General features: G+C 69.2%; 13 protein-coding genes. 2 read left to right on the top strand and 11 right to left on the bottom strand.

The features are described from left to right. The first annotated feature begins 116 nt into the window (after positions 1-116). Positions 117-617 carry a TspO/MBR family protein gene (locus H629_RS0108695; RefSeq protein ID WP_240471081.1) on the top strand — a complete coding sequence of 167 codons (501 nt, stop codon included), beginning with the start codon at positions 117-119 and terminating at the stop codon, positions 615-617. A 566-nt stretch (positions 618-1,183) separates the two neighbouring features. Here H629_RS0108695 and bsh read toward each other — a convergent pair. Together bsh and H629_RS0108685 are read right to left on the bottom strand one after the other, a co-directional pair. Next, positions 1,184-2,152 carry a choloylglycine hydrolase gene (bsh, locus tag H629_RS0108690; protein WP_276202539.1) on the bottom strand — a complete coding sequence of 323 codons (969 nt, stop codon included), beginning with the start codon at positions 2,150-2,152 and terminating at the stop codon, positions 1,184-1,186. A gap of 781 nt (positions 2,153-2,933) precedes the next feature. Further along, a complete protein-coding gene (locus H629_RS0108685) occupies positions 2,934-4,787 on the bottom strand; it encodes a phosphoenolpyruvate carboxykinase (GTP) (RefSeq protein ID WP_024356886.1) in 1,854 nt (617 codons plus the stop codon). 130 nt (positions 4,788-4,917) lie between these two features. Here H629_RS0108685 and H629_RS0108680 point away from each other — a divergent pair, with 130 nt between their 5' ends. Next, positions 4,918-6,387 (top strand): helix-turn-helix domain-containing protein, encoded by a 1,470-nt coding sequence (locus H629_RS0108680; RefSeq protein WP_024356885.1) that lies wholly within the window; start codon positions 4,918-4,920, stop codon positions 6,385-6,387. A gap of 207 nt (positions 6,388-6,594) precedes the next feature. On the opposite strand, the gene H629_RS0108675 is transcribed toward H629_RS0108680, so the two are convergent. The 9 genes from H629_RS0108675 to H629_RS0108635 all read right to left on the bottom strand — a co-directional run bounded on the left by H629_RS0108675 (position 6,595) and on the right by H629_RS0108635 (position 18,136). Beyond that, positions 6,595-7,938 (bottom strand): NAD(P)/FAD-dependent oxidoreductase, encoded by a 1,344-nt coding sequence (locus tag H629_RS0108675; RefSeq protein WP_024356884.1) that lies wholly within the window; start codon positions 7,936-7,938, stop codon positions 6,595-6,597. A 209-nt stretch (positions 7,939-8,147) separates the two neighbouring features. Further along, positions 8,148-8,642, bottom strand: a complete 495-nt coding sequence (locus H629_RS0108670) for a DUF501 domain-containing protein (RefSeq protein ID WP_024356883.1) — start codon at positions 8,640-8,642, stop codon at positions 8,148-8,150. Beyond that, positions 8,639-9,130 (bottom strand): FtsB family cell division protein, encoded by a 492-nt coding sequence (locus H629_RS0108665; protein WP_024356882.1) that lies wholly within the window; start codon positions 9,128-9,130, stop codon positions 8,639-8,641. The genes H629_RS0108670 and H629_RS0108665 overlap by 4 nt, the downstream gene beginning before the upstream one ends. A gap of 30 nt (positions 9,131-9,160) precedes the next feature. Next, the gene (eno, locus tag H629_RS0108660) at positions 9,161-10,441 is read right to left on the bottom strand and encodes a phosphopyruvate hydratase (protein WP_024356881.1); all 1,281 of its coding nucleotides are present in this window, start codon (positions 10,439-10,441) and stop codon (positions 9,161-9,163) included. A 138-nt stretch (positions 10,442-10,579) separates the two neighbouring features. Then, the gene (gene hisS, locus H629_RS0108655; protein ID WP_024356880.1) at positions 10,580-11,887 is read right to left on the bottom strand and encodes a histidine--tRNA ligase; all 1,308 of its coding nucleotides are present in this window, start codon (positions 11,885-11,887) and stop codon (positions 10,580-10,582) included. Positions 11,888-12,068: 181 nt separating this feature from the next. Beyond that, on the bottom strand, positions 12,069-12,869 hold the full coding sequence (locus H629_RS0108650; RefSeq protein WP_024356879.1) for a MazG nucleotide pyrophosphohydrolase domain-containing protein: 801 nt from the start codon (positions 12,867-12,869) through the stop codon (positions 12,069-12,071). Between the two features lie 168 nt (positions 12,870-13,037). After that, positions 13,038-16,820 (bottom strand): transcription-repair coupling factor, encoded by a 3,783-nt coding sequence (gene mfd, locus H629_RS0108645; protein WP_024356878.1) that lies wholly within the window; start codon positions 16,818-16,820, stop codon positions 13,038-13,040. Next, a complete protein-coding gene (gene pth, locus H629_RS0108640) occupies positions 16,817-17,440 on the bottom strand; it encodes an aminoacyl-tRNA hydrolase (protein ID WP_051137857.1) in 624 nt (207 codons plus the stop codon). The genes mfd and pth overlap by 4 nt, the downstream gene beginning before the upstream one ends. Before the next feature lie 114 nt (positions 17,441-17,554). Continuing rightward, a complete protein-coding gene (locus H629_RS0108635) occupies positions 17,555-18,136 on the bottom strand; it encodes a 50S ribosomal protein L25/general stress protein Ctc (protein WP_024356876.1) in 582 nt (193 codons plus the stop codon). Between the last annotated feature and the right edge of the window lie 155 nt (positions 18,137-18,291).

Raw genomic sequence — 18,291 nt, 5'->3', positions numbered from 1 at the left:
ACACCACCCCCTGGTTGCGGAGATCGTGGTTTGCTACGGTGGCAGCCCACGCGACACGCAGCGAAAGGGGCGCAACGATGCAAGATGTAACACGGCGGGCGGTGCCCCGCCCAACGGTGGCGCGGCAGATCGCGGTCGGTGTTGCGATGCTGGCAGCGGTCGCGCTGGTCGCGTGGGGCGGATCGCTGGCGAGCATCACCAACATCGACGGATGGTACGCCGAAGCCCACAAAGCTCCCTGGAGTCCGCCGAATGCGGTCTTCGGGCCGGTGTGGTCGGTGCTGTATGCCCTGATCGCGCTGGCGGGCTGGCTGATCTGGCGATCGGGTGCACGCTCCGACGCCCCCAACGCTGCACCTGGGGTGCTGCGTCTGTTCGTGACGCAACTCGTGCTGAACGCGCTCTGGACGCCCGTGTTCTTCGCCGGCTACCCCCTCATAGGCGCAGCCGCCTGGTGGGTGGCGCTCGCAATCATGGTTGCGCTGATGGCATCAGTCATCTTGCTCGGGATCACAGCTGCTCCGCTCTCGCGGATCGCCTCCTGGATCATGATCCCCTACCTGCTCTGGCTGATCTTCGCGACCTCGCTCAACGTCGCGGTCATCGCGCTCAACTAGGGCAGGCCTGACAACGGTGGGGGATCCTGTTAGGGATTTTGGGTAGTATTTTCAATTTCAGTTGTGCAGTGGGCACTTATTGTGAGTTTGTGGCCGATGCCAACGGAGCTCTTCAGGAAGAAGTTCTGTGGCCCTTGGGCGATGGTCGAAATAGTCGCGCCCCAGTAGCGGGCTGCGAAGTCGGGGGCCGAGGTCCCGGATGTGTTCGGGGCGTCGACGTCAGTGTCGGTATGGCAGCAGCGTATGACTGGGCATAGCAAGTGGGATCGCGTGCCTACAACGCGGTTCTCGCGGTGGTCGTCCCCATCCAGCAAAGATTGAATGACCATCGTTGGCGCAACGGCGTCGGTTCTCGCTTCGGTCACCTTGTGCGGTGGAGAAAGCTCCCCACGCACGCCAACAACCTCGGCGTCGTTCGTTGGACGAGGCCCTCGTGCCGTCACACGCTGGGGCAGTTCGGGCCTGTGAGCCTCAGCGGGACTCGCTTGACAGAGCGTTTAGGTTCAACTTGCTTGTAACAGTCACCGATGCCAGGAAACTGTTCTCGATTCGCCAAGTGCGTCTCATTACGAGTTCTGCATTGCAATCTGCTGGCCCTTCACGAGCGGATACGCCGCGAGTTCGGTCCCGTCGAGATCTTCCTTGTGCATGTCGACGGCAGTGACCTGGCTGTTCTCGTAGGTCGTGTAGTAGTACACGCCAGTCGCAGTATTGGCGCAGGAGGAGTAGATCGTGATCTCATATTTCTCCTCGTCGCCAACCTGCACACAGCCACGCTGCTGAGCGACCGAGCCGAGGATCTGGAAGAACTGGCTGATCGACTCCGACTCCGAGGTGCCACACACCGAGTGCATCCGCGTAAATACGGCTTTCACGAACCGCGACGCCGATGACAGATCGCCCGGCAGCCCGATCCCGCCCATGCCACGGCTGTACAGGTCCATTGACATACCCGGAGCGAACGTATTCTCTGGCTGCCGCTTTGACAGATGCTGGAAGTCATTGAGCCGGAAGCTCTGAATGTCGAATGTGGGGTTGTTCGTGAGCACGCCCCACGGGTTGTCATACACCTTGAGACCGTCATGCACGCTCTCCACGGTGATCGACGCCGTCTTGTCCGCGATGATCCAGTGCAGCGGCGACAGCGGGAACTCCGGGCTGAAGTTGATGTCGACGAGACTCACCGAACGCAGGGCGTCCTTCACCTGCGCCACGGTCTCGAACTGACCGAGGACCCACGGGATGAATTCGAAAGGCGTGACCTCAGTGTGTCCCGACCCAGGCTCCGGGAAGTGCGCATTGTCCGGGAAGTTGAGGCCGGCCATGCCGAGACCCTTCTCGTTGACGGCGTCATAGTAGAGCGGATAATCGTTCGCGATCGTCGCGATCCCGATGATCGCATGGTGCGTCGGCAGCGATGGCAACCGGTGGAACGGGAATGGAAAGTTCCGCGGAGTGACGGTTACAGTCTCGTTGTACGAGAACTCCAGATCGAGATTCCTCCCGAAATAGTGATCGGCCGTCGTGAAGCTCAACCCTGTGCACATGATCGTATCCCTTCCTTAACAAGCCAGTCGACTCGCCACTTTCGAGCCCTGCTTCCACTTACTCCTCCCGAATGTAAGGGGGGGTGAAGGGAGTTCAGGGAGTGCCCCGACGATTGACTGTCACGATTCCTGTCCGTAAGATCCGCGGCATACGGCTCTCTTCTGGGCTTCTGTGGCTCCATCACGAACAAGCCACTTGCAGAACGGGTATAGGTAACCGCAGTATCTGCGACGGGTAGGGGATAGCAGCTACTGCCGCCAGCAGACCGGGTGAAAGGTCGCAAGAAGACCAAGGCTCCGCCCCGTGGTCGCGGGCTATCGTTTCTCTATGGATACATCCAGTCGATAGACACCAAGCTGCCATCCCCAGTCAAATGGTGTTGCCAGGCCGACACCGTCGTCGACGGCCCGAACACATCCGGAATCTCAGACCCCTACCGCTCAGCCCGGTAGCGGGGCGCGACTATCTCGACCATCGCCCAAGAACCTCAGAACTTCTCACCGAAGAGGCCCGCTGGCGTCGGCCACAAACCTTCACTAAAGGCCCACTGCACACCTAAAATTGAGGATACTACCCAAAATCTCCAACAGGATCCCCCTCCGTTGTCAGACTCACCCTAGCGGCGGCAGCAGGATCTACGATCCGCGATCCGCGACCCGCGAGAAAGAGTAAGCCCCGCCGTTGGGCAGAACGACGGGGCTTACGGTCTATGTCGCCCCTGGGACAGATCCCAGGGCGGCGGATCGGCGCACGGGCCGAGCCGAGCGCCTACGCGGTGAGGCGCTGGCGCAGCTGCGCGAGCTGGTCGCGCAGGGCGGCCGGCACGCGATCGCCGAACCGGGCGAAGAACTCCTCGGTGAGGTCGGCCTCCGCGAGCCACGACTCGGGGTCGATCGAGAACAGCTCGGCGAGATCCTCGGCGGGCACCTCGATGCCGTCGAGGTTGAGCTCGCCGTCGGCGGGCACGGTGCCGATCGCGGTCTCGCGGCCCGAGACCTCGCCCTCGACGCTGCGGATGATCCAGTCGATCACGCGCGAGTTGTCGCCGAAGCCGGGCCACAGGAAGCGGCCATCGGCGCCCTTGCGGAACCAGTTCACCTGGAACACCTTGGGCGCCTTGTCGCCGAGGCTCTCCCCCATCTCGAGCCAGTGGCCCCAGTAGTCGGCCATGTTGTAGCCGCAGAAGGGCAGCATCGCGAAGGGATCTCGGCGCAGCTCGCCCACGGTGCCCTCCTGGGCCGCGGTCTTCTCGGACGACACCGTCGCGCCCACGAACACGCCGTGCTCCCAGGAGAGCGACTGGGCGACCAGGGGCACATTGGTGGCGCGGCGGCCGCCGAAGAGGATCGCGTCGAGCGGCACGCCGTCCTGCTCGTACCAGTCGGCGGCGAGCGACGGGGTCTGCTGGATCGGCACGGTGAAGCGCGAGTTGGGGTGCGCGGCGGGGCGGTCGGCGTCGGGCGTCCAGTCGTTGCCCTGCCAGTCGGTGAGGTGCGCGGGCACCTGGTCGGTCTTGCCCTCCCACCACACGTCGCCGTCGTCGGTCAGCGCGACGTTGGTGAAGATGGTGTTGCCCCAGAGGGTCTCCATCGCGACGGGGTTGGTCGACTCGCCGGTGCCGGGGGCGACGCCGAAAAAGCCGGCCTCGGGGTTGATCGCGTAGAGGCGGCCGTCCTTGCCGGGGCGCAGCCAGGCGATGTCGTCGCCGATGGTCTCGACCTTCCAGCCCGGGATCGTGGGCTGCAGCATCGCGAGGTTGGTCTTGCCGCAGGCAGACGGGAAGGCGGCGGAGAGGTGGTAGGCCTTGCCTGTGCCGACGTTCGTGAGCTTGAGCAGCAGCATGTGCTCGGCGAGCCAGCCCTCGTTGCGGCCCATCACCGAGGCGATGCGCAGCGCGAAGCACTTCTTCGAGAGCAGCGCGTTGCCGCCGTAGCCCGAACCGTACGACCAGACCTCGAGGGTCTCGGGGAAGTGGGTGATGTACTTGGTGTCGCTGCAGGGCCACGCGACGTCGTCCTGGCCCTCGTCGAGGGGGGCGCCGACCGAGTGCACGGTGCGCACCCACTCGCTGCCCGGGGTGATGCCGTCGAGGGCGGGCTGCCCCATGCGGGTCATGATGCGCATGTTGAGCACGGCGTAGGGCGAGTCGGTGATCTCGATGCCGAGCTGGGTGATGGCGCCGCCGACGGGGCCCATCGAGAAGGGCACCACGTACATGGTGCGGCCGCGCATGGCGCCGTCGAAGAGCGGCATGAGCTCGGCCTTCATCTCGGCGGGGGCGACCCAGTTGTTCGTGGGGCCGGCGTCCTCCTCCTTCTCGGAGCAGATGAAGGTGCGATCCTCGACGCGGGCGACGTCGGCGGGGTGTGAACGGGCGAGGAAGCTGCCGGGGCGGAGATCCTTGTTGAGCGGGATCAGGGATCCGGCCTCGACCATCTCGGAGGTGATGCGGTTCCACTCGTCCTGGGAGCCGTCGCACCAGACCACCTCGGCGGGCTTCGTCAGCTCGGCGACCTCGGTCACCCAGTTCAGCACCTCCTCGTTGGCGGTGGTCGCATTCGCACGCACGAGGTCGGTGATCGCGGTTGCGGTCTCGGCCTCGATGATCTGGGTGGCGCTCATACCTTCGTTCTCCTCGGGTTCGCACATCGTCGGTGAAGAATCGGTGACATCTCCATTCTCGGTAGCCCGTTCATCCCCCATTCACCAAACAAGCTGTAAATTTTCAAGATTCTTGACATATAGTCAAAGAATGGCACCCGATGCAACACCGGCCCAGGGCGAATCTGAACTCGACCGTCTGCTCCTCGGCAAACGACTGCGCTTCTTCCGCACCCGAGCGGGCCTCACCCTCGAACAGCTGGGCGAGCGGGTCGGCGTGGTCGCGAGCCAGCTCTCCCACATCGAGAACGGGCGCCGCGAGCCAAGACTCGGCCTGCTGCAGGGCATCGCGCGCGAACTCGGGATCGACCCCTCGGAGCTGCTGCGCCGCGAGGCTCCGGATCACCGCAGTGCCCTCGAGATCGAACTCGAACGCGCGCAGAGCACTCCCGCCTACGTGCGCCTCGGCCTCCCCCACGTACGCACGCCCCGCACCCTCGGCGACGACGCGCTCGAATCGCTCGTCGGCCTGCACCGGGAGCTGACCCGGCGATCCCGAGCCGCGGCCGCGACCTCCGAGGAGGCGCGGCGCGCGAACACCGCGATCCGCCTCCAGATGCGCGAGCGCGACAACTACCTCCACGAGATCGAGCTCATCGCCTCCGACCTCATGCGCCGCGTCGGCCACACCACGGGGGCCGTCACCCACCGCACGGTGGCGATGCTGGCCGAGATGCTCGGCTTCACCCTCATCTTCGTCGACGATCTGCCCTCGAACACGCGCAGCATCACCGACCTCGAGAACGGGCGCATCTACCTCCCGCCGGCCTCGATCCCCGGCGGGCACGGCCTGCGCTCGCTCGCACTGCAGGCCATGGCCCACCGCGTGCTCGGCCACGCCGAGCCGGCGAGCTACGCCCAGTTCTTGGAGCAGCGGCTGCAGATCAACTACTTCGCGGCGGCCTGCCTGATGCCGGAGGCGCGGGCGGTCGACTTCCTGCAGCAGGCGAAGCGCAATCGCAACCTGGCGATCGAGGATCTGCGCGACGCCTTCGGCGTCACCCACGAGGCCGCCGCGCACCGCTTCACGAACCTCGCGACCCGGCACCTCGAACTGCGGGTGCATCACTACCGCGCCGACGGCGAGGGCGTGCTGGTGCGCGGCTACGAGAACGACGAGCTGCCGTTCCCGAGCGATGCCTCCGGCTCGATCGAGGGCGAAATGCTCTGCCACAAGTGGGGCGGCCGCACCGCGTTCCACCGCACCAACCGCACGAGCGAGTTCTACCAGTACACCGACACCCCCGCGGGCACGTTCTGGTCGAGCGTGCAGACGGGCGACGCCGAGCAGGGCCCGTTCGCAATCGCCTGCGGTGTGGCGTTCGACGACGCGAAGTGGTTCCGGGGCCGCGACACGATGGAGCGGCGGGTGTCCACCTGCCCCGACGAGGCCTGCTGCCGCACCGCGGCCCCTGAGCTGCTGAGCCGCTGGGAGGGCAAGGCCTGGCCGAGCGCCCGCATGCACCAGCACGTGCTCTCGCCGCTGCCGACGGGCACCTTCCCCGGTGTCGACGACACCGCGATGTACGAGTTCCTCTCGAAGCATGCGCCGGAGGCTTAGGGAGAAACGCGTCAGCGTTTCTCCGCCGGAGGTGCCCGGCTCACAAGCCGGGGAGCATTAGGCCTCACCCCATTGAGGTCACCCGAGCAGCATGCTCACGAGCACGAGCACCTGCACCAGCACCCGCAGCTCGCGCATACGCCGAGAGCCCCGCGGCGAAACGCTGCGGGGCTCTCGGGGTGAGGCGCTCGGGGCGCCGCGGAGGTGTTAGTCGGTCTTCGGCTTGGGGCGCGAGGCGAACTCCTCGAAGATCGCGCGGGGCTGCTGCACTGCCTCGATGTTGACGATGTCGCGGCCCAGGAAGAAGTGCCCGACCCAGCCGCCGAATACGCGCCACTTGCGCTCCCACGTGGGGATCGCGAGGCCGTGGTAGAAGCGGTGCGCGAGCCACGCGAAGTAGCCCTTCATCGCGAAGCTGCCGCCCGAGCGGAAGACGCCCGTGTTCACGCCGAGGCCGGCGACGGCACCCATGTTCTTGTGGTTGTACTGGCGCACGCCCTCGCCGCGCAGATCGGCGACGATGTTCTTGGCGAGCAGACGGCCCTGGCGCACGGCGTGCTGCGCGTTGGGCACGCAGAAGCCGCCGGGGCCGGGGGTCGCCGAGATATCGGGGGTCTGCGAGGTGTCGCCCGCGGTCCAGGCGCCCTCGAGCGCTTCGCCCTCTTCGGTGGTGATGCGCAGCTCGGGGCTGCCGATGACGTGGCCGCGGGGGCCGATCGGCAGGTCGGTGCCGCGCAGGAAGGGACGGGGCATGACGCCGGCGGTCCAGACGATCAGGTCGGACTCGAACTTCTCGCCGGTCGACAGCTCGATGTTGCCGTCGACAGCCGAGGAGAGCTGCGTGTCGAGGTGGATGTCGACGCCGCGGCGGGTCTGATCCTTGACGACCCAGTCGGCGAGCTTCTCGGTGACCTCGGGCATAATGCGGCCCATGGCCTCGACGAGGTGGAACTTGGTCTCCTCGAACGAGATCTCGGGGTAGCGGCGCAGCAGCGCCGTCGCGAAGGAGCGCAGCTCGGAGATCGTCTCGATGCCGGCGAAGCCGCCGCCGACGACGGTGACGGTGAGCAGGCGGGCGCGCTCGGGCGAGCCGGCGGGCAGCGATGCCGCGCGCTCGAAGTTGCCGACGAGGCGGTCGCGCACGGCGACGGCCTCTTCGATGGTCTTCATGCCGATGGCGTTCTCGGCGATGCCCGCGATGGGGAAGGTGCGCGAGACGGAGCCGGTGGTGACGACGATGTGGTCGTACGCGAAGTCGAAGGCCTCGCCCTCGTTCGGGGTCACCGTCGCGGTCTTGGTGGCGTGCGAGATGCCCGTCACCTTGCCCGCGATGTTGTGCGTGCTGGTGAGGTGCCGACGGCGGGCCACGACCGCGTGACGCGGCTCGATCGAACCCGCGGCGACCTCGGGGAGGAAGGGCAGGTAAGCCATGTAGGGCAGCGGATCGACGATCGTGACCTCGGCCTCGCCCGCACGGAGCAGCTTCTCGAGCTTCCATGCGGTGTAGAAGCCGGCGTAGCCACCACCAACGATCAGAATCTTCTTCGCCACGAAGCGGTCTCCTTGATGCAGTGAGCGTGAATGCCCGGATCGCGGGCACAGAAAAACCGGGCACGTCGTACCCGAGGTCCCATACTACAGCTTCATGAGAGCGGTCACTGCTGTTTCGGCGGGCATTCCGCAGAACATGCCGCTATTCGTCGGCATCCGGGCGGATCGCCTGCAGTTTCTCCGGCCGGCGGGCCGATCGCGGCCCGAGGCTACGCGCTCGCGTACCCGTCCCAGCCGCTGCGAGCCAGCGCAAGGTCGCCGATGGGGTTGACGCCGGGCCCGGCAGCCAGCGCGTGGCCGATGAGGGCGTGCAGGCACTTCACGCGCGTGGGCATACCGCCCGCGCTCACACCGGCGAGCTCGGGCACCTCCCCCACGCTGTCGCGATCCTCGATGTACTGCTCGTGCGCGCGGGCGTACTGGGCGCGCACCTCCTCGTCCTCGGCGAGCAGTTCGTTGAACTCGTTCATCACGCCGGCGGCCTCGAGCCGGGACGCCGCGGCGACCGCCTCCGGGTGGCACAGGTAGTAGAAGGTGGGGAACGGCGAGCCGTCGGGCAGCCGCGGCGCGGTCGCGACGACGGTCGGACTGCCGTCGGCGGCCCGAGCGGCGATCCCCACGACGCCGCGCGCCTCGCGTCCGAGCTGCTCGCTCACGGCGTCGATGTCGGCGGCGGTGGGCTCGGTGTACGGTGGGCGGCTCATGGCTGGGGCTCCTCGGCGGTGGGGTCGGGGTCGGGTGCGGGTTGGGTTCCCGCGAGTTCGTCTGGCGGGGCTGCGGTCGTGCCCGCGGTCAGGAAGGACACCGCGATCCCGCGCACCCAGTCGCTCTCGAGGCGGGACAGCTCGGGGCTGGTCTCGTCGTCGGACTCCGCCGGCAGCACGATGTCATCGACCACGCCCAGCTGGGTCTCGCCCGGCATCACGTAGAAGAGCCTGTCGCGCGCCTGGGATCGCACGTAGACGGGATCCTTCCATTTCACCCGCTCGGCGTCGATCTCGTTGACCGCCTCCTGATGCAGCCGCACGCTCTCGCGCAGCTCGGAGATCTCGCGCCGCTGCTGCACGTAGGTGGAGAGGCTGGGGCTCACGATCACGGCGCCGGCCGCGAGCAGCACCACGACGAGCACGGTGAACCCGCTGAAGCGGAGGCTCGAGGCCCAGGCCCCGAGATCCTCCACCCAGCGTTTCACCGTGCTGCCGTTCGCGTTCGCGTGCTGCAGTTACGCCGTGAAGCGCGGGAAGGCGGCGCTACCGGCGTAGGCCGCGGCGCCGCCGAGCTCCTCCTCGATGCGCAGCAGCTGGTTGTACTTCGCGACGCGGTCGGAGCGCGCGGGCGCACCGGTCTTGATCTGGCCGCAGTTGGTGGCGACGGCGAGGTCGGCGATGGTGACATCCTCGGTCTCGCCCGAGCGGTGCGACATCACGGCGGTGTAGCCGGAGCGCTGCGCGAGCTGCACCGCGTCGAAGGTCTCGGTGAGGGTGCCGATCTGGTTGACCTTCACGAGCAGCGAGTTGGCGACGCCCTTCTCGATGCCCTCGGCGAGGCGCGCGGGGTTGGTGACGAAGAGGTCGTCGCCCACGAGCTGCACGCGATCGCCGATCTCGGCGGTGATGTGCGCCCAGCCCTCCCAGTCGCTCTCGTCGAGCGGATCCTCGATCGAGACGAGCGGGTAGCGGTCGAGCAGGTCGGCGTAGTAGGCCGTCATCTCGGCTGCGGTGCGCTGCTGGCCTTCGAAGGTGTAGACGCCGTTCTCGTGGAACTCGGACGAGGCGACGTCGAGCGCCACGGCCACGTCGCGGCCCGGCTCGAGGCCGGCGCGCTTGATGGCCTCGACGATCAGATCGAGTGCGGCCGAGTTGTGGGGCAGGTCGGGGGCGAAGCCGCCCTCATCGCCGAGGGCGGTGGTGAGGCCCTGCTCCTTGAGCAGCGCCTTGAGCGCGTGGTAGACCTCGACGCCCCAGCGCAGGCCCTCCGAGAAGGTCTCGGCGCCGAGCGGCACGGCCATGAACTCCTGGATGTCGACGCCGGTATCGGCGTGCGCGCCGCCGTTGATGATGTTCATGAGCGGCACCGGCAGGGTGTTCGCGGTCGGCCCGCCGAGGTAGCGGTAGAGGGGCAGCTCGGCCGAGGCGGCCGCGGCGTGGGCCACGGCGAGGCTGACGCCGAGGATCGAGTTCGCGCCGACGCGCGACTTGTTGTCGGTGCCGTCGACCTCCTTGAGCACGGCGTCGATGATGCGCTGATCGTCGGCGGCGAAGCCCTCGATGGCGGGGGCGAGCTCGTCGAACACGGCGTCGACGGCCTTGGTCACGCCCTTGCCAAGGTAGCGATCCTTGTCGCCGTCGCGCAGTTCGTACGCCTCGAAGGCGCCGGTCGACGCACCCGAGGGCACGGCTGCGCGCCCCACGGAATCGTCGGTGAGGCCGACCTCGACCTCAACGGTCGGGTTGCCACGCGAATCGAGAATCTCGCGGGCGATCACCGCGTCGATAAATGCCACCATGCGCTCCTTCGGAGTGTTGTTGCGGGGGTCAGCGGCGCTGTTCGCACCGCGGTTCCAGTGTAGCGGCAGCCCCAGCCCCGCTCGCTGCGAAGCAGCCCGGATCCGCGTCGCGGGCGCTGCGGCGGCACGCCCCGCTCAGTCGGCGAGCGCGCGGAACTCGATGGTGTCGGCCGTGGCCCCGGCCCGCACGTTCGCGAAGCTCGTGAAGCCCTCCTCTGCGACGCGCGCGAGCAGGGTCTTCATGTTCTTCTGACGCTTCTCGAGCCGCACGCGGTGACCGCGATCCACGAGCTCCCGCTTGATCGCGAGCAGCTCGGCGAAGGGCACCTCGGCGTCGTAGACGAGCGCGACCGATTCAGGGCCGGCCGAGCCGGGCAGCGAGATGAGATCCACCACCCGCTCGAATCCGATCGAGAAGCCGACCGCGGGCACGTCCTGCCCCAGGAAGCGCCCCACCATGCCGTCGTAGCGGCCGCCGCCGCCGACCGAGCTGCCCGAACCGGGATGCGCAACCTCGAAGATCGTGCCGGTGTAGTAGCCCATGCCGCGCACCAGGGTGGGGTCGAAGCGCAGCGCGACCCCACTGGGCAGCGCCCCGTCGAGAGCCGCGCCCAGTTCGGCGAGGCTCTCGATGCCGGCTGCGGCGCCGGGGTTCTCGGCGGCGCCGGGCAGCGCGGCTTCGATAGCGGATCGCGTGAGGGCGATCCCCTCCCCCGCGAGGGCGGGCTCGACCGCGGCGAGCACGGCCCCGATCCGCTCACCAGCCGCGCCGTCGATGTCGCGCAGCTCCTCGACGACGCCCGCGGCGCCGATCTTGTCGAGCTTGTCGATCGTGATGAGGGCGCGGTCGTGGGTGTCGGCGGCGAAGCCGCAGTGCTCGAGCAGACCGAAGAGGATGCGACGGTCGTTGACGCGGATCACGCATCCCTCGAGCCCGAGCGCCGCGAGCGCCTGCGAGGTGGCGGTGATCAGCTCGATCTCGGCGAGCAGGCCGGCCTCGCCGATGATGTCGATGTCGGCCTGCACGAACTGCCGGTAGCGGCCCTTCTGCGGACGCTCGGCGCGCCACACCGGGGCGATCTGGATGGCGCGGAAGACGGGCGGCAGCTCGGCGCGGTGGCTCGCGTAGAACCGGGTGAGCGGCACGGTGAGATCGAAGCGCAGACCGAGGTCGGCAAGCTGCTCGGCGTTGCCGGCGTCGCTGGCTGCGGCGAGCGCCTCGGGGCGGATGCCGCGCTTCAGGATCGAGAAGCTGAGCTTCTCGTTGTCGCCGCCGAGCCCGGCGTGCAGGCGCGCATAGTCCTCGACCACGGGGGTCTCGATCTCGTCGAACCCGTGGGCGCGGTAGACGCCCTTGATGACGCCGAGCGCGTGCTCACGGCGCGCCTTGTCTGCGGGGAGGAAATCGCGCATGCCGCGCGGCGGGTTCACGGGTGCTGCCATGGTCCCCTATTCTTCCACGCCGCCGCCCCGTCGCGCGCCCCGGCCATACCGCGCGCCGCCGCGCCGCTCGCCCTGCGGCACCCCTCCGCACGTCGGGGTCACACAAGTGGTCGTTTCCCGCCGCGGACCGAACCCGCGGTGCGGCGAGCGGTGTGGGGCGATCCGTCCTCCTGAGCGCCGCTCACTCCCCGTGGGTGACGCGTGCGGTGAAGCGGTCGATCGCGAGCCGCAGCGCGCGATCCGGATCGACGCCCGCGGCGTTCGCCCGCACGACGAGCGCGAGCATCGCGTCGCCGATCCCGTTCTCGGCCATGCGCTGCTCGTCGGGCCCGATCGCTGTGGCGAGGGGGTCGTCGGGGTGGCTCTCCCCCGCGCTCGGATCGACGAGCCGGGCCCGCTTCAAGCGTTCGACCACCTTCGCCGCGCGGGCGAGCGTGGGCATGCCCGCCGGGATGCCGTCGAGGGGGCCGCGCGATCCGCGTTCCTCCCCCGCAGCATCCTCCTTCAGCCGCTCCCACTCGGCGTGCAGCTCCTCGACCGTCATCTCGCCGCGGTCGCCGAACACGTGCGGGTGCCGGGCGATCAGCTTCGCATCGAGCGCGCCCGCGACGCTCGCGAGATCGTAGCCCTCGCCGTCGCGCTCCGCGATGGCAGCGTGGAAGAGCACCTGGTAGAGCACGTCGCCCAGCTCCGAGCGCACCTCGTCGGCGGGCAGCTGCCGCTCCACCGCGTCGATGAACTCTGCGGTCTCCTCGACGAGGAACGGGGTCAACGTCTCGTGCGTCTGCACGCCGTGCCAGGCGCAGCCGCCCGGTCGCACCATCGTACGCACCGTCTGCATCGCTGCCGCCACGGCCTCCGCGTCGCGGGCAATGGTCTCCGCGTCGGGTGCAACGGTCCCCGCGTCGGGTGCAGCAGACGTGCCTCCGGCATCCGCGGCGGGGTGCGGGGCGGTCTGGTCGACGTCTGCGTCCTGATCCATGCCATCCAGCCTACTGACGCCAGCGCTCGCTCGCCGAATGGCCCAGATCACAGCTCGGGCAGTGGATCGCAGCTCAGGCGGAGGTATTCGCCCAGAACCTCCGTCTGAACTGCGATCCACTGCCCGAGCTGCGACTCCCACTGCAGCGCGGAGCGCAGCGCGCAGCGCTCACGACGCGGGATCCTCCTCGAGCAGCGTCGCGAGCACGCGCCCGGTCCAGGCCACGATGTCGCCCTCGTCGCCGACGTTGCGCTGCCCGACGCCCGCGAGCGGGCTGCGCGACAGCGCGGTGCCGCCGGGCAGCGGGATCTGCAGCGCGCCCGTCGCCTCGGTGAAGCGCGAACCCGGGTACATGCGGTTCATGCGCATGCGGCGCGAGTCGAGCAGCTTGACGGGCTCGATGCGCAGCGCGGGGCCCGCGGCGACGACCTTCGAGAGGCCGAGCTTCGCCGCGCGGCGTCGCAGCGCCGAGACTGCGGCGAGGCGCTGCACCTCGGCGGGCGGTTCGCCGTAGCGGTCGGTGAGCTCTTCGAGCACGAGGGCGACGTGGTCCTCGGGCGTCTGCGGGTGGGAGGCGGCCGAGAACTTCTGGTAGGCCTCGAGTCGCAGACGCTCGCTCTCGACGTATTCCTCGGGGATGTGCGCATCGACGGGGAGTTCGAGCACCAGTTCGACGGGCCCGGTCGACTCCTCGCCCTTGAAGGTGCTGACGGCCTCGCCGATCATGCGCAGGTAGAGGTCGAAGCCGACGCCCGCGATGTGCCCTGACTGCTCGCCGCCGAGCAGGTTGCCGGCGCCGCGCAGTTCGAGGTCTTTGAGGGCGACCTGCATGCCCGAACCGAGCTCGTTGTTGGTGGCGAGCGTCTCGAGGCGCTCGTGCGCCGTTTCGGTGAGCGGCTTGTCGGGGTCGTAGAGGAAATAGGCGTAGGCCCGCTCGCGGCTGCGCCCCACGCGCCCGCGCAGCTGGTGCAGCTGGCTCAGGCCGTACTTGTCGGCCGCGTCGATGATGATGGTGTTGGCGTTCGCGATGTCGAGGCCGGTCTCGATGATGGTGGTCGAGACGAGCACGTCGAACTTGCGCTCCCAGAAGTCTTGCACCACCTGTTCGAGCTGGTGCTCGCTGAGTTTGCCGTGCGCGACGGCGACGCGCGCCTCGGGCACGAGTTCGGAGATCTGCGCGGCGACCCGGCTGATCGACGAGACGCGGTTGTGCACGAAGAACACCTGGCCCTCGCGCAGCAGCTCGCGGCGGATCGCGGCGGTGATCTGCTTGTCGCTGCGGGCGCCCACGAAGGTGAGGATGGGGTGGCGGTCCTCGGGCGGGGTGGCGAGGGTCGACATCTCGCGGATGCCGGTCACCGCCATTTCGAGCGTGCGCGGGATGGGCGTCGCGCTCATCGCGAGGATGTCGACGTTGGTCTTGAGCTTCTTCAGCGTGTCCTTGTGCTCGACGCCGAAGCGCTGCTCCTCGTCGATGATGAGGAGGCCCAGGTCTTTGTAGAGCACGTTGTCGGAGAGCAGACGGTGGGTGCCGATGACCACGTCGACGGTGCCCGCGGCGAGCCCGTCGATAGTGTCTTTCGACTCCTTGTCGGTCTGGAACCGGCTGAGCGCGCGCAACCGCACGGGGAAGCCGGCGAAGCGGTTCTGGAAGGTTTCGAGGTGCTGCTCGGCGAGCAGCGTCGTCGGCACGAGCATGGCGACCTGCTTGCCGTCTTGCACGGCCTTGAACGCCGCCCGCACCGCCACCTCGGTCTTGCCGAAGCCCACGTCGCCCGCGATCAGGCGGTCCATCGGGATGGAGCGCTCCATGTCGCGCTTCACCTCGTCGATGGTGGTGAGCTGGTCGAGGGTCTCGGCGTAGGGGAACGCTTCCTCCAGCTCGTGCTGCCAGGGGGTGTCGGGCGAGAAGGCGTGGCCCTTCGATGCGACGCGCGCCGAGTAGAGCTTCACCAGTTCGACGGCGATGTCGCGCACCGCCTTGCGCGCCTTCTTCTTCGCGGTGGCCCAGTCGCTGCCGCCCATCTTCGAGAGCGGCGGCGCCTCGCCGCCGACGTAGCGCGACAGCTGGTCGAGCTGGTCGGTGGGCACGTAGAGCTTGTCTTTGGGCATGCCGCGCTTGGTCGAGGCGTATTCGAGCACGAGGTACTCGCGCAGCGCCTTGGTCGCGTCGCGGCCGATGCCCGTGGGCACCATGCGCTGCGTGAGCTCGACGAAGCGGCCGATGCCGTGCGTCTCGTGCACCACGTAGTCGCCGGCCACGAGCTTGAGCGGGTCGACGACGTTCTTGCCGCGGCGGCGCGCGAGCTTCTGCCCGGATGCCGCCTGCGCGCTCACCGAGCGGCCGAAGAACTCGGCCTCGCTCGCGAGCAGCAGCTTGGCCTCGTCGCTCGCGAAGCCCGACCACGCGGTGCCTGCGACGAGGTACACGACCCCCGCTTCGAGGCGCTCGGGCAGTTCGTCGACCATGCGGGCGGCGGCGCCCGCCTCGACCAGCACGTCGCGGGCGCGCTCGACGAGCCCGATGCCCTGCGCGGTGACGACCACGTGCCAGCCGTCGCGCAACCGGTCCGAGAACAGGCGGATCGCGGTGCTCGTGGCGTCGGCCCCCGCGGCGGGCCGCGGGAACGGACCGCCGGCGACGTTGATGCGGTCGGGTTCGGCGTCGTCGAAGGCGGTGACGCTGCCGGCCTGCGGTGCGCTGACCGCGGCATCGCCCACGGCCGAACCGTCGGCCGAAGCGGATCCGGCAGCCGAGCCGGACCCTGCCGCCGAGCCATCGCCCGAGGCGCCCGCCGGGTCGTCATCGCCCGCGACGAAGGTCGAGATGGTCCACCAGGGGCGGCCGTGCGACGCAGCGCGCAGTTCGGAGACCGAGAGCATGCCGCTGTCGTCGGTGGGCACGGGCGCGTCGGCGCCGGCCGTGGCGGCGCTCCATGCGGCTTCGAGGAACTCGCGGTTGGTCTCGGCGAGGCTCACCGCGCGGCTGGCGACCCGCTCGGGCGACGCGACGAGCACCGCGCCGCCCGCCGGCAGCAGCGCCGTGAGCGGTGCGATGCCGGGCACGAGCTGCGGCAGCAGGCTCTCCATGCCCTCGACGGGCATGCCCTGGCTCATCTTCTCGAGCAGCGAGGAGAGGGCGGGGAAGCGCGGCAGCAGCTGGGCCGCGCGCTCGCGGACCTCATCGGTGAGCAGCAGCTCGCGGGCGGGCCACAGCTCCAGCTCGGGGAGCGGATCGCCCGCGCTGCGCTGATCGGAGACCGCGAAGCGGCGGATCTGATCGACCTCGTCGCCGAAGAAGTCGACGCGCAGCGCCTGCTCGGCGGTGGGCGGGAAGACGTCGAGGATGCCGCCGCGCACCGCGAACTCGCCGCGCCGGGTGACCATGTCGACCCGGGTGTACGCGCGCAGCACCAGCTCGCGCGCGACGAGGTCGAGCGCGCCCCCCGCGTGCCCCGCCGCGGTCGACGCGGCGCCGAGCGGCACCGCGCCCGCGCGCAGCACGAGCGGTTCGGCCCGGGCCGCGTGCGGCGACACCGGCTGCAGCGCGGCCCGCACCGAGGCCACCATGACGAGCGGCTGCGCTCCGGTGTGCTCGCGCAGCAGCCGCAGCGCCGCGGCGCGACGGCCGACGGTCTCGGCGCTCGGGCTCAGCCGCTCGTGCGGCAGGGTCTCCCACGCCGGGAACTCGGCGGTCACGGCCTCGGGTACGAGCGAGGCGAGGGACGAGCGCAACGCGTCGGCCTCGCGGCTCGTCGCCGCGATCACGAGCAGCGCACCGCGGTCGCCGGCCTCGCGCCGCCGCCGCAGCAGCCCCGCGATGAGCGGAGCCCGCAGCCCCTCGGCGACCGAGAAGTCGGCGTCGCTCGCGACCGCGCCGTCGGCGACCTCCAGCGCGCGGGAGAACGAGGGCGATGCCTCGAGCAGCCGGTCGATGCCCCGCAGCGTCACTTGACGGCCCCCCCGTGGAAGCGCTGCTGCGCGGCGATCAGGCCCTCGTCGACGAGGGCCTCTGCGGCGTCGGCGGCGTCTTCGAGCAGCACGGCGAGCGCCGACCGCTCGGTGGAGGCGAAGGGGCGCAGCACGAAGTCTGCGGCGTCCTGCTGGCCGGGCGGGCGGCCGATGCCGACCCGCACCCGCAGGAACTCGGGGGTGCCGAGCGCCTTCGCGATGTCGCGCAGGCCGTTGTGGCCGCCGTGGCCGCCGCCCTGCTTCAGCTTGATGGCGTCGAAGGGCACGTCGAGTTCGTCGTGGATGACCACGATGCGCTCTGCGGGCACGCCGTAGTACTTGGCGAGCCCCGACACTGGGCCGCCCGAGGTGTTCATGTAGCCGTTCGACTTCGCGAGGATCAGCTTCGGCCCGCCCGGCCGCACCCGGCCCTCGGCCACGCGCGAACCGGTGCGGTGCGGTGAGAATCGGCCGCCGATGCGCTCGGCCAGCACGTCGAGGGCCATCTGCCCGACGTTGTGCCGGGTGGCCTCGTACTTCGGCCCGGGGTTGCCGAGGCCGACGATCAGCCAGCTGTCATCGGACACGCGATCCTCTTTTCTTCGCTTCTGCCAGAACATCAGTCTCTCCTCGCTCACGATGATCGCAGAGACCACCGACATTCGCCCTGAGAGACGAACGGCCCGCCGGGCGGCGACGCATCGCCGACCCGACGGGCCATCGGTATCGGAGGGTTACTCCGCGGCAGCCTCTTCGGCCGCGTCGTCGCCCGCGGCGCCGCGCGGAGCGACGACGTGCACGACCAGCTGGTCCTCGGGGTCGAGCAGCGCAGCGCCCTCGGGCAGCGCGATCGCGCCGGCGAGGATCTGGGTGCCCTCCTCGAGGCCCTCGACGCTCACCTCGACGTTCTCGGGGATCGAGGTCGCGGGAACGCTGAGGCGCAGGGTGTTGAGCTCCTGCAGCGCGTTGGTGCCCGAGAAGGACTCGCCGGTGACGTGCACGGGCACCTCGACCTCGACGGTCTCGCCCTGCTTCACGACGAGCAGGTCGATGTGCTCGATGATCTGGCGCACCGGATCCTTCTGCACGTCCTTGACGAGCACGAGCTCGCTGCGGCCGTCGATGTCGAGCTCGATGATGGCGTTGGCGTGACGCACGATGAGGCTCAGCGGGTGGGTCTCGACCGAGACGTGCACGGGATCGGTGCCGTGGCCGTAGACGACGGCGGGGGTCTGGCCGGCGGCGCGCAGCTTGCGGGCCGCGCCCTTGCCGAAGTTGTCGCGCACGTTCGCGACGAGCTGGTTCTTCTCGCTCATGATGTTCTCCTTGCGGGCTTGCGCCCAACTGAGGCGGTCGGCCCGCCTGGTCGATATGTCTCGCCGTGTGGCGCGTCAGAAGGGCCCGCAAGAGGCTCCACCGCGTCGATCACGGGCGCGTGCGCGCCCCTCGCCGAAGTACAGCCATCGATTCT

This window comes from Leucobacter chironomi DSM 19883, from assembly GCF_000421845.1.
GTDB lineage: Bacteria > Actinomycetota > Actinomycetes > Actinomycetales > Microbacteriaceae > Leucobacter > Leucobacter chironomi.
Note: the sequence above shows the minus strand (reverse complement) of the source record. Positions and strands in the feature narration are given on the sequence as shown.